9 protein-coding genes are annotated in these 11,534 nt (G+C 60.3%); 5 read left to right on the forward strand and 4 right to left on the reverse strand.

Features of this window, described 5'->3' with window-relative positions; all coding sequences use genetic code 11:
• Nucleotides 1-7: 7 nt before the first annotated feature.
• A complete protein-coding gene (gene fabV, locus M2103_RS00830) occupies nt 8-1,198 on the reverse strand; it encodes an enoyl-ACP reductase FabV (RefSeq protein WP_277508113.1) in 1,191 nt (396 codons plus the stop codon).
• Between fabV and M2103_RS00835 the strand changes: the two genes are divergently transcribed.
• Nucleotides 1,109-1,846 carry a GNAT family N-acetyltransferase gene (locus tag M2103_RS00835; RefSeq protein ID WP_277508114.1) on the forward strand — a complete coding sequence of 246 codons (738 nt, stop codon included), beginning with the start codon at nt 1,109-1,111 and terminating at the stop codon, nt 1,844-1,846. The two genes, fabV and M2103_RS00835, sit on opposite strands and share 90 nt — an antisense overlap.
• Nucleotides 1,847-1,868: 22 nt before the next feature.
• Here M2103_RS00835 and M2103_RS00840 read toward each other — a convergent pair whose 3' ends face one another.
• Nucleotides 1,869-4,184, reverse strand: coding sequence for a TonB-dependent receptor (locus tag M2103_RS00840; RefSeq protein ID WP_277508115.1), 2,316 nt, complete (start codon nt 4,182-4,184; stop codon nt 1,869-1,871).
• 218 nt (nt 4,185-4,402) lie between these two features.
• On the opposite strand from M2103_RS00840, the gene M2103_RS00845 reads away from it, so the two are divergent.
• The 4 genes from M2103_RS00845 (at nt 4,403) to M2103_RS00860 (ending at nt 10,340) form a co-directional block, all read left to right on the forward strand.
• Nucleotides 4,403-5,935, forward strand: a complete 1,533-nt coding sequence (locus tag M2103_RS00845; protein ID WP_277508116.1) for a DEAD/DEAH box helicase — start codon at nt 4,403-4,405, stop codon at nt 5,933-5,935.
• 373 nt (nt 5,936-6,308) lie between these two features.
• Nucleotides 6,309-8,279, forward strand: coding sequence for a DUF294 nucleotidyltransferase-like domain-containing protein (locus tag M2103_RS00850; RefSeq protein WP_277508118.1), 1,971 nt, complete (start codon nt 6,309-6,311; stop codon nt 8,277-8,279).
• 154 nt (nt 8,280-8,433) lie between these two features.
• Nucleotides 8,434-9,120 (forward strand): 3'-5' exonuclease, encoded by a 687-nt coding sequence (locus M2103_RS00855; protein ID WP_277508120.1) that lies wholly within the window; start codon nt 8,434-8,436, stop codon nt 9,118-9,120.
• A 110-nt stretch (nt 9,121-9,230) separates the two neighbouring features.
• Nucleotides 9,231-10,340, forward strand: a complete 1,110-nt coding sequence (locus tag M2103_RS00860) for a DNA alkylation repair protein (RefSeq protein WP_277508121.1) — start codon at nt 9,231-9,233, stop codon at nt 10,338-10,340.
• A 180-nt stretch (nt 10,341-10,520) separates the two neighbouring features.
• Here M2103_RS00860 and M2103_RS00865 read toward each other — a convergent pair whose 3' ends face one another.
• Both M2103_RS00865 and M2103_RS00870 read right to left on the reverse strand, forming a co-directional pair.
• On the reverse strand, nt 10,521-10,748 hold the full coding sequence (locus M2103_RS00865) for a hypothetical protein (protein WP_277508122.1): 228 nt from the start codon (nt 10,746-10,748) through the stop codon (nt 10,521-10,523).
• A gap of 57 nt (nt 10,749-10,805) precedes the next feature.
• Nucleotides 10,806-11,513 carry a Bax inhibitor-1 family protein gene (locus M2103_RS00870; protein ID WP_277508123.1) on the reverse strand — a complete coding sequence of 236 codons (708 nt, stop codon included), beginning with the start codon at nt 11,511-11,513 and terminating at the stop codon, nt 10,806-10,808.
• Between the last annotated feature and the right edge of the window lie 21 nt (nt 11,514-11,534).

The raw sequence follows: 11,534 nt of genomic DNA on the forward strand, positions 1-11,534 counted from the left end.
CCTGTTATTATTCCGGCATCGTTTGGTGCGGTTCGACCGCGGCCTCGTAGTTGACGCCGGGCAGGCCGAAACCGAACAGGCGCAGGAACTCGCTGCGGTAGCCGGCCATGTCGGTAAGCTCGTCGAGGTTTTCAGTGGTGACATGCGGCCAAATCCTGGCGGTTTCTTCCTGCACGTCGGCGCGCATCTCCAGGTTGTCAACGCGCACGCGTCCGCCGTCGTCGAATGTGAGCGCGGAGTCGTTATACATCTGCGTGGCGAAGAGGCGTTGCATTTGCTCGATGCATCCCTCGTGAAGACCCTTTGCCTTCATCACCTTGTAGAGGATCGAAATGTAGAGCGGCACGACGGGGATTGCCGAGCTGGCCTGTGTGACGAGCGCCTTGTTGACAGAGATGAAGGCGCGTCCGTAACCGTGCGCCTTGAGTGTGGCGTCGATTTTTTTGGCGGCGCGCTCAAGGTCGATCTTGGCCATGCCGATGGTGCCGTTTTTGTAGATGGGCCAGGTGACTTCGGGGCCGATGTAGGAAAACGCGACCGAGGTGGCGCCGGGCGCGAGCACGCCGGCCTTGAGAAGCGCGTCGATCCACATTTCCCAATCCTCGCCGCCCATGACCGCGACGGTGTCGTCAACGTCGGCGCCGGTGGCGGGTTCGAGGGTGATGTCGGAAACGACGCCCTTGTCGGTGTCCACGGTTTTCGCGGTGTAGGAGGCGCCGATGGGCTTGAGGCAGGATTTGTGAACAACGCCGGTGCGCGGATGCTGGCGGCGGGGCGAGGCGAGCGAATAAACGACGAGGTCAACCTGGCCGAGGTCGGCCTTGATGGTGTCGATTGCTTGCTGCTTGATCGCGTCGGAATAGGCGTCGCCGTTTATGTTTTTCGCATAACGTCCGGCTGCGCGCGCGGCCTTGGTGAACGCGATTGTGTTATACCAGCCGGGTGTGCCGAGGCGTCCGTCGTCCGAGGGGCGCTCAAAGAAAACGCCCAGCGTGTCGGCGCCGGCCCCGAAGGCCGCCGTGATGCGCGAGGCGAGGCCGAAACCGGTCGATGAGCCGATAACGAGCACTTTTTTCGGGCCGTTTTTGATCGGGCCTTTGGCGAGCACATGGTCGATCTGTTGCTGCACGTGGGCGGCACAGCCGGTCGGGTGCGCCGTGACACAAATGAATCCGCGAACTTTGGGCTTTATAACCATAAGGACTGCGAGATTGGGCGCGCGGGCGGTCTCGTCAAGAGTTGCGAAAAACGAGCACGCCGAAAAATGACGAAGCAATGGCAGCCCCTGCACGCGAATACTTTGACTACGCGCAATGATCTCGAAACCTTTATTGAAAAACAAAAGCCCCAAATGGAAATTGAAACTAATAGCGTAACGCTTGTGGATTATCGCGACGCTGAACACGCGGGACGACTCTCCTCATGGTTGAGACGCCCGCATGTCGTTCAATGGTGGGGCGAAACTTCGCTCGACGAAGCAACGAGCACGAAATCAAACGGCGGCAGCCGAATCATCCTCATCGATAAGATGCTGGCCGAGTATGTGCATTGGCATGTGTTAGACCGCGCTGAGCTGGATGAAGCCGGACTCAACGACATTCCCGAAGGCGGCATTGATCTGGATATTCTTATTGGTGAAACAGCCTTTCTCCAAAAAGGCGTGGGCGCGCAGGCACTCCGGCTGACGGTTGATTTCTTGCGGCACAAATATCGGCCGCGGTTTTTCAGCATGTGCACGCAGATTGAAAACGCGCGCGCGATTGCATGCTACCGCAAGGTCGGGTTTGTGATTGTGCGAACATTCAAGGAAAACGGGCGCGCCTATTATTTCCTGCGCGGGTTTTGATCGCATTTCCCCATCACCAGAATCACCAAAGAAACCGGTAACTCAGGGTCAGGGCGCGCTGCTGGCCGATGCGATGAAGGGTGTTCAACTGGTCGCGATCAAAAAGGTTGCGCACGCTCGCGCTGAGCGTGTGCCGCATGGGGCGTTTTTTGTCTCCAAACAGCCAGGTGCGAGAAATGGACAGGCTCACGAGGGTGTTGCTCGGATAGTCGAGATACTCGCGCGCGTAATTGCCGTAGTGCGCGACAAAATCGCTGACGTGAGTGAGCGTTACGCTCGTGCTCAGCCCCGCGAGCAGCTTGGGCGCGCTCTTTTGAAAAGTGTAGCGCGCGGTCACTCCGATGGTCGTCTTGGGCATGCGGGTGACGACGCGATCAACCTCGCCGGGGAAGTCCGGCGACTTGGTTGTGATCGGATCGATGTAGGCGATGCGCGAGGTGATCGTGAAGCCACGCGCAAGGGTGGCCTTCAGGTCGAGCGAGCCGCCCGTGAAACGCTCCTCGACCGCGCTGAGAAGCTGGGGCTGCGTGTGGTCGGCATCATCCACCGGGTCGTTGTAGAGCGGGTTTCCACGCGAGATGTTTTGGTTGTAATATTGAAAAAGAAGAAGCGTGGCGCCGAGGCGTTTGTCGAAGAACATGCCCTTGAGTCCGGCTTCGTAGCCGAAGGTGCTTTCGTTGCCCTGCAAATCCCCGGTGCGCGCGTCAACACGCGTTGACGGCTCGACGGCCTTGCTTATGCCCGCGAAGAAAAGCAACCGCCCCGGGCGCACGACGTAGTTGGCGCCGCCGTGCCAGGTGAACTTGGTCACGTTGCTGTGGACGTTTTCCTGGGCAGCGTTGGGACGGCGGTCGTGAATGTCGATCGACATGACGTCGATGCGCCCGCCCGCGGTGGCGACGAGCTTGCCGCGCCAGAAGGCGGTGCGGTCGCTGAGCGCGATGCTGGTGTAGTCGGCGGCCTCGCGGCGGTTGGTGATGAAGTAGTCGTAAGCCTCCTCGGAAAACTCCGGACGGTAATAGTTCGGCGCATAGGGATCGAATATGCGCACATCGGCGGGAAGCGAATTGGCGGAGCGCACCCTGCGGTCGATGCGTTTATAGGAGGAGTGCGTGTGCTCGACGCGAAGGGTGACCTTGCTGTCCGTCCTGCCTGCCAGAAGGCGCGCGGTGGCCTCGACGCTGCCGATGAGGGCGCGCATCGGCTGCTCGATGCGTCGCGGGTAACGCGTGCCGCCAAACTTGCCCGTGTATCGTTGATTCGAATACCTATCGTCCTCGATGATATACTGGCCGGTGGTGTAGCGGTCGTCGGTCGTGCGCCGGTCGTAGGCGAAAAGATTGGCGCGCATGGAAACGCGACGGGTGAGCCGTGTCTCGACCTGGAGTGTTGTGGAGAGAAGCTGCTTGTCGACGGAGGCGTTCGGGCCGAAGGCATTGAACGTGGCGAGCGGCAGATACGGGCCGACGATTTTACCCAAAAGTTTTTCGCGATACTCGGGAATGCCGGAGGAGGGATTTCCGTCCAATTCGAGGTAATCGACCGAAAACATAATGCTGGTGGAACGGCTGTGCTTGTATGTGAGCTGCGCGTTCAAATAGCGCGTGCGAATGTGCGCGAAGCTCATGGGGCCCTTTGTCTGGCGCCAGCCGGCGGCCACGCGCTGCCAGAGTTTTTTCTGAATGATGGGCGTGCTTTCATCAAAGCGGACATCGCGCACGTTCACGCTGTTGCCCATCGCGTAAAGCATGACGCGCGAGCGCCCCAGCGGACGCCCCGTGATGTAGTTCTGGATGCCTCCCGGCGCGGCGCGTCCCGTCACGGATATGATCGGGCCCTGAATGAGCTGGGTGTGGTTGACGTTTATTATCTCGGGGATTCCCGTTTGCGAAAACCCGTTGCGCAGGCGCGGCGTGGGGAATCCGCGAAGGTTGACGCGGTTCACCGCGGTGACGAGATCAACGGGACTCGCCCCGGACGCAAGCTCGAGCTCGTTGGTGATCTCGACATCAAATTCCTCCGGGTTCCGCGACTCGCTCGCGGTCAATTCGTCGGCAAACGGCGCCTCCTCCAACTCCGCGTCAGGACCGCCCATTCCGGTGGAATCGTAATTTTCATCGGCGGGATCGCGCTCGCTGCTAACGACGAGCTCGTCGAGCGTGATGATGGTGTCGTCGCTGAGTTTGTTGAGATCGGGCTGCAGCGCCTGCGCACGGAGCGACGGCCCCGCCGCGCACAGCATCAACACGATTGATAGAACCATGAGCCGGGCCGGGCCCGCGCGCATCCGGCGCGGCATCGGAAAATTTTGGGCGGGGTTGTTTTCGTCGTCAGTCAAGGCGATGTGTTTTGGGTCAAGTATTTTGCGAAGTGGAGAGTCAGACATTGTTTCATCCCGAACCGCCACAATAAATGATTGAGACGTTAAAAATCCCCGCCTGGTAACAGCATAATTATTTTCGTTTCTCGCCCGTCACGGCATCCCGGGCGGGCAAATATACAAGATTGTCAAACCCAGTGGCTTTGGTAGATGCTTCATCCTTTAACACCAACAATATGCTAAGAAAGATCATGTCGAAGCTGCGCAAAGCACTCGCGCCTTCGTCCAAAAAACCGGCCTCCTCCAAGACCGCCGGCAAAGCCAATTCCAAAACGCAACAGCGTGGCCGCAATACAAAACCCCGTCACAAAACGGACGGCGCCCCCGCGCCCGCGCAGCAACGCAAAAGCCGTTCGCATGACTCTCGCGAAACGCGCAACACCGAGCCGCGCCGTCGCGGCAAGGGCGGCGCGCTGCAACGAGGAGGGCCCAAGCCAAAACGCGAGGCCGTTTACGAACCGCCCCTGCGCAGCGGACCGCCAAAACAAATCGCCGAGGTGCCCCCGCAGGACACTTCGTTCACCAAGCTCGGGCTCAACGATCGCATCGCCTACGCCGTCGCGCAAAAAGGCTATGTCGAGCCCACGCCCATCCAGGCGCAAGCCATCCCGCACGTCCTCGCCGGACGCGACGTGACCGGCTCCGCGCAAACCGGCACGGGCAAGACGGCCGCGTTCGCGCTGCCCATCCTGCAACGCCTCGGCTCGCACGGGCGCCTCCGCTGCCTCGTGCTCGAACCCACGCGCGAACTCGCGCTCCAAGTCGAGGAAGCCTTCAAGGAATACAGCGAATACACCGACCTCGACGTGACGATCGTCTACGGCGGCGTTGGCTACGGAAAACAGCGAGACGACCTCCAGCGCGGCGTCGACATCCTCGCCGCGACCCCGGGCCGCCTGCTCGACCACATGGAGCAAGGCACCGTGAACCTCAACAGCATCGAAATTCTCGTGCTCGACGAAGTGGACCGCATGCTCGACATGGGCTTCCTGCCCGACGTGAAACGCATCGTGCAAAAATGCCCCAATGCCCGCCAAACGCTCTTCTTCACCGCCACGCTCCCGCCTGAAATCGCACAGCTCGCCTCGTGGGCGCTGAACGATCCCGTCGAGGTGAAAATCGGCGCGCAACGCTCGCCCGCCGAAACCGTGTCGCATGCGTTTTATCCCGTCGTCGCCTCGCAAAAAGCCGACCTGCTCGACGAACTGCTCAAGCGCACCGACTACCACAGCATCATCATTTTCAGCCGCACAAAGTTTGGCGCCGACCGCATCGCGGGCCGCCTCCGCGGCGCGGGCCGCAAGGTCGGGGTGCTCCACTCCGACCGCAACCAGCGCGAACGCCTCGAGGCGCTCTCGGGCTTCAAGTCCGGGAAATACGAGATTCTCGTCGCCACCGACATCGCCGCGCGCGGCCTGGACATCGCCGACGTGTCGCACGTGATCAACTACGACGTGCCCGAAAACCCCGAGGACTACGTGCACCGCATCGGCCGCACCGGGCGCGCCCAAAAAACCGGCGACGCCTTCACGCTCGTGACCGAGGACGACGTGCGCGACGCGCGCTCGATCGAACGCTTCATAAACTCGAGCATCGAGCGCAAAAAACTCGACGGCTTCAACTACATCTACTCGGCGCTGTTCGACGAGGCCGCCCAAACCGCCGCCACGCCGCCCAAAGCCACAAGCCGCCTGCGCCGCGGACGGTAAAGACCTGAAATAAAATCCGGCGCGGCAGCCCAATCCGGAACGCCGCGCCGTTTTTTCCAGTCGAGAGCAGCGTGATCCCGCCGTGATGGCCGGGCATGGTGCGCTTCGCGATTGCCAGCCCCGGCCCGTCGCCGGCCACGTCCGCGTGTATTAATTTTTCGGATACACCGGTCGAAATCGTGATCGCGCCGCCATCCGGCATGGCCTGCATCGAGTTGGGCAGCACCTGCTGGATTTGACCCTTGTTCACATTGACAAACAAATGCCACGGCGAGGGTTCGCCATGAAACCGGTTTGTTCCGCGCGTGGCGCCTCAATTCGCAGGCTCGCGTTTGAGGGGAAGCTGGCTTTTGCTCCGCGCATTTATTAATCCATGTCCGCGCCGAAAAATATGATTCCCGGACGCATCGCCGACGCGCTGATGCGCTTCCCTCCCTTTTCCATGCTGCCCGCGGAATCTGTCGCCGGGCTCGCCGCCGAGGCCGAGGTCTGGGTCGTGCCGATGGGCGACTACATTTGGCGGCAGGGCGCCAAACCCTCCGGCGAGGTGCTCTTTCTCGCGCAGGGCCGCGTCGAATACATCTGGGACAACGAGGGGCAGTCCGAGCGCGTCGATGTGCGCGATGTCGGCGACGTGCTCGGCCTGAGCGCGCTGGTGCGCAACGAGGCCTGTCGCGTCAGCGCGCAGGCAGTCGAGGACTCCATGCTCTACGGCCTTCCATGGACGATGCTCCGCGCGATGCTCGAAAAAAACGACGAGGCTCGAAACTATGTGCGCCGCCACCTCTCCTGGGCCGTGCGCGTAGGCAGCCAGATTCACTACTCGGACGAACCGACCGAATCGCACATGGCGGGCCGCGCAAAAAACATCCTCCAGTCGCATCTCGACGGCGCGCAAATCATCCAGCCGCGTCCGATCGAGCGACTGCTCACATGCGGTCCCGACGCCGAGATCGGACAAGCCGCATCGCTCATTTCCTCGAAGCGCGTGCCGTCGATTCTCGTTGTCGATTCCGAGCGCCGTCCGCTCGGCATCGTCAGCAGCAACGCGCTCGTCAAAAACGTCGTCGTTGACGGAATGCCCAAAACCGAGCCCGTCTCGCGCATCATGGCGAAACCCGTCTGCACCGTCTCGCCCAACTCCAGCGCCACCGCTGCGATGCTGATCATGCTGCGCGAACGCATCGGGCAGGTTTGCGTCACCGAGGACGGCACGCCCAACACCAAGGCGCTCGACGTCTGCACGCACAAGGACCTGCTCGCGCAAACCGGCCACCATCCCGCGGGTCTGTTGCGCGAAATTCGTTTCGCCAAGTCAAACGCGCGCTTCCGCGAGCTTTGCGACGAGATCGAGAACATCGCCCGCAGCTACCTCGACGCCGGCGTCTCCGCCATCTACGTCGGCCAAATCTGCGCCGAGCTTTACGACGAGCTCACGCAGCGACTGGTCGAACTCTCCACCGACGAGCTGCGCGCCGAGGGCGTCCCGCTTCCGCGCGGCGTGGCGTGGGCGTGGATGTCGGTCGGCAGCGACGGGCGCCGCGAGCAAATCCTGCGCACCGACATGGACAACGCAATCGTCTTCGCCCCCTCGAAAACGCATGAGGAGGACGAGGCCGCGCGCGCCATTTTCACGCGCCTCGCCGCGCGCGTGATCGACAAGCTCGTCGCCGCCGGCTTCGCCCGCTGCCAGGGCGGTGTCATGGCGCTCAACCCTCGCTGGTGCCGCACGGCGGACGAGTGGGTCGATGAGATCGCCTCATTCAACGCCGACATCGACGGCGACGGGCTCCTGCGCGCCACCATCCTCTACGATCTGCGCCATGTCACCGGCGATCGCGCCCTGTGCGACAAACTCCGCGAAAGGATTTTCGCCACCGCCTCCGCCGACACCGCGCTCCAGCGCCGCCTCGCGCAAACGATCGTGGACAACACCCCCCCGCTCAATTTCATCGGCCGCTTCGTCATTGAAAAACTCGGCGTTGGCGGCAGCAGCGAGTTCGACCTGAAAAACCGCGGCATGGGACCGCTTCGCGACGCCGCGCGCCTCTTCTCGCTTCACCACAAACTCAACCGGCGCTACTCGACCGGCGGACGCTGGGAGGAGCTTCGCCGCGTCGTGCCCGAGCGCGCTGAACTCGCCTCCCTCGCGCGCGACGCCTACGATTTCCTCCTCGGCCTGCGCACACTCAACGGCCTGCGACGCGGCGACTCGGGTCGCACCCTCGATCCCGCCACGCTCACCAAAATCGAGCGCGCGCAACTCTCCAGCGTGTTCGACGTGGTGCGCACCGTGCAGCACGCCGTGCAGTTTCAATTCTCAATCGACGGACGCATGACATGAGAAAATTTTCGATTTTCGATTCCCGATTTTCGATTGGGAGCTTCTGCTCCATTACGATTTCGTTTTCGCGCGGTAGCGCGCAATCGTTTGGAGGCCGCAGGCCGACAGTCTGCCAAACCGAGAATCGAAAATCGAAAATTCAACTCCCCCCGCCATGACCTGGAAATTCTGGAAACGCCCGCCCTCAAACCCGGTTGTCGCCGCCTATCGCGAGGCAACCTCGCCCCGCCCGTCGCGGAAAACACCCGTCGCGGACGCGCGATTTGTCATTCTCGATTGCGAGACATCCGGTTTCGACATCCAGGCCAACCGCATACTCTCGCTCGCCATTGCCGAGGTCGGCAAAGGCCGCCTGAGCATCGCAAAATCGCGTTCATGGACAGTCTTTCAAGAGGACGCCCCGATCAACAAAGCCGTTGCGATTCACGGCATCCTGCCCTCGCAAACCGCGGGCGGCCAGCCGGAGGCCGAGGTGCTGCTCGAATTTCTGCCCCGCATCCACGACGCGATTCTTGTCGGCCACCACATCCTTTTCGACATCGCCATGCTCAACGCCTCGCTCGAGCGGCACTACCGCGCCGCATTGCGCAACCCCACGCTCGACACGGCGGCGTTTGCCATGACGTCAATCGAGGCGTTCGCCAAAACCGCCTACCCCGGCCAGCATGAGCCCTCGCTTGAGGAAGTGTGCGCGCAATGCAAAATCGCCCCGCTCGAACGCCACACCGCCGAGGGCGACACATTCACAACCGCGCAGATTTTTCTCTCCATGTGCGCCCTGCACCAGCGCCACCTCGGACGGCCGCTGACGCTGGCGGATTTGCCGCTGCTGAATGGCTGACAACTTGAGGCATAACACATCGGCGACTTTTAACAAATTTCCCCGGGCCCCTCCGCGCCCTCCGTGGCAAAAAACATCCATTCCAAACAACCTCGCACATATTTCCACACATGTCCGCCCCCGCGCTCAAAGACACGCTCTTCAACACCGACCGCTTCCGCCTCGTCGCCAGGGAACTTTCCCTCATCGAAAAACGCTTCGACGCAAAACGCTTTCTCGCGCTTTCCTTCCGCGACTTTGAAAACCTTTCGCTCATGCAACGCCTGCGCCGCATGACCGAGTCGCTCCACGCCACGCTGCCCGACGCCGAAACCAACTACCGCAAAACACTCGCCACGCTCCGCGCGCTCGCGCCCGCCCTCGCTCCCAGTTTCGCAATGCTTGTGTTTCCCGACTATGTCGCCCTCCACGGAACCGCCCCGCGCGATTTCGACATGTCGATGGACGCGCTGAAATTTTTCACGCCCTTCGGTTCGTCCGAGTTTGCCGTGCGCGAGTTCATTCGCCGCGACCAGCCGCGCGCGCTTGCCATCATGCAAAAATGGTCGCGCGACCCCGACGAGCACGTGCGCCGTCTCTCAAGCGAAGGCTGCCGCCCGCGTCTCCCGTGGTCGTTTCGGCTCGATTCGCTCGTGCAAAATCCCGCCCCCGTCGCGCCAATCCTCGAAAACCTCCGAGCCGACTCGAGCCTCTACGTGCGCAAATCCGTCGCCAACCACCTCAACGACATCACCAAGGACAATCCCGACTGGGTCTTCGCGCGCATCAAGGACTGGCCGCTTGAAAACGAGCACACCATCTGGATCGTGAAACACGCACTGCGCACCCTCATCAAAAAAGGCGACCGCCGCGCGCTTGCCGTTATCGGCGCGGGCGAAAAAGCCCGCGTGCAAATCGACGATTTCAAGATCACTCCGCGCACACTCAAACTCGGCGAACGCCTGGGCTTTTCATTCACGCTCAAATCGACCGCGAAAAAGTCGCAACGGCTCGTGGTTGATTACGCCATGCACTATGTGAAAAAAGCCGGCCACACCACGCGCAAGGTTTTCAAGCTGAAAACCCTCACGCTTGCGCCAAGGGAAACAATTACAATCACCCGCAACCAGCGCATCGAAAATTTCACCACCCGCACCCATTACGCAGGACGGCATGAAATCGAGATTATAGTGAACGGGGAGACATTTGCGAACGATGGGTTTGATTTGAAAACAAAGTAGCACAAACATTGGCGGACTGTCGCTCCGCCCGAAACCTGCATGTGCACAAACTGTCCAATTTAATAATCTTTATTATTTAACCACGGATTACACGAATTTCGCTGATAAATACTATAGGGGTATTGCAAGCGCCCCCGGTTTATCACCCGTGAAACCAATCCAATTCGAAGTTATTATTATTCAGAAACAATATCCGAAACATATCCGCGCCGCCCCAAAAGAAACATTATTATCTTTTTCTTTTTGGTTTATCGCCCCTTTCAATGCGCTCCTTTCAATGCGCTCCTTTGAGGCCTCGTATGTTTCTCCGCCTGTTTTTTTATGAGGCGCAGACACGGGAAACTGCATGCAACCGCCCAAGATCGCGACAACAAGGCAACCAAACATTACTTTGATCACTTTGCTCATACTATCTTGATGGTTTCGAGCAGTTGCGAGATTGCATTTGGCAATCCGCGCCACGCTTTAATTCCGGCTGCGCAGAAGCAGGATTCGCAGGATATACCAGAACAGCAGCATCACGCCGGAGAACAGTGCGAGGGAAGCGGCAACGTGCTGGTCGGTGCGGTAATGATGAATGATATTGGACGTTGTATAAAGAATCGAGCCGCCTGCAAAAAACACCATGATCGCCGAGAAGAGCAGGCCGAGCGTGAATCCGAACACAATGCTGCATATAATAACACCCATCGCAACAAACCCGCCGATTGTCAGGATGCTTCTTAAAAACGAAAAATCTTTTCGCGTCATGAAGGCCGTCGCGGTGAGCCCCGCGAAAAGCAGCCCGGTGATAATGCCCGCGGTCGGAATAATCGTCGGGTCGCTGTAGTAAGCCGCGATATAAAGCAGCGGCAAAAATATAATCGCTTCGGCCACAATATAAACGCCAAGCCCGAGGTATTGCGCCGACGGCGACGCGTCCGAGCGCGCCCATTTGTCCGCAAGCCACGAAACGCCCATGAATGCCGCGAGGACGATCAGCCAGCCGTAGCCGCCGATCATCAGGGCGATAAGTTTTTCGATTCCCGGCAGCTTGAGCAACGCGGCTTCGAGCGCGACAAAGGCGATCAGCGCGCCGGCGAGATGAATGTAGGTGCGCCTGATGAACAGTGCGCGTTCGGAAGCGGCGGCTTCGGAGGCGGTCAAGAACGGGTTTTCGTATGCTTGGTTCATGACGGACATTCGTGGCGGCAT

It is taken from the genome of Ereboglobus sp. PH5-5, assembly GCF_029504805.1.
Lineage (GTDB): Bacteria > Verrucomicrobiota > Verrucomicrobiia > Opitutales > Opitutaceae > Ereboglobus.

Bases quoted from the DNA above. Each gene is read 5' to 3' on its own strand.
- M2103_RS00835 (WP_277508114.1), top strand. From the start codon at position 1,109: ATGGTCGATCTGTTGCTGCACGTGGGCGGCACAGCCGGTCGGGTGCGC.
- fabV (WP_277508113.1), bottom strand. From the start codon at position 1,198: ATGGTTATAAAGCCCAAAGTTCGCGGATTCATTTGTGTCACGGCGCAC.
- M2103_RS00845 (WP_277508116.1), top strand. From the start codon at position 4,403: ATGCTAAGAAAGATCATGTCGAAGCTGCGCAAAGCACTCGCGCCTTCG.
- M2103_RS00850 (WP_277508118.1), top strand. From the start codon at position 6,309: ATGTCCGCGCCGAAAAATATGATTCCCGGACGCATCGCCGACGCGCTG.
- M2103_RS00855 (WP_277508120.1), top strand. From the start codon at position 8,434: ATGACCTGGAAATTCTGGAAACGCCCGCCCTCAAACCCGGTTGTCGCC.
- M2103_RS00860 (WP_277508121.1), top strand. From the start codon at position 9,231: ATGTCCGCCCCCGCGCTCAAAGACACGCTCTTCAACACCGACCGCTTC.
- M2103_RS00865 (WP_277508122.1), bottom strand. From the start codon at position 10,748: ATGAGCAAAGTGATCAAAGTAATGTTTGGTTGCCTTGTTGTCGCGATC.
- M2103_RS00870 (WP_277508123.1), bottom strand. From the start codon at position 11,513: ATGAACCAAGCATACGAAAACCCGTTCTTGACCGCCTCCGAAGCCGCC.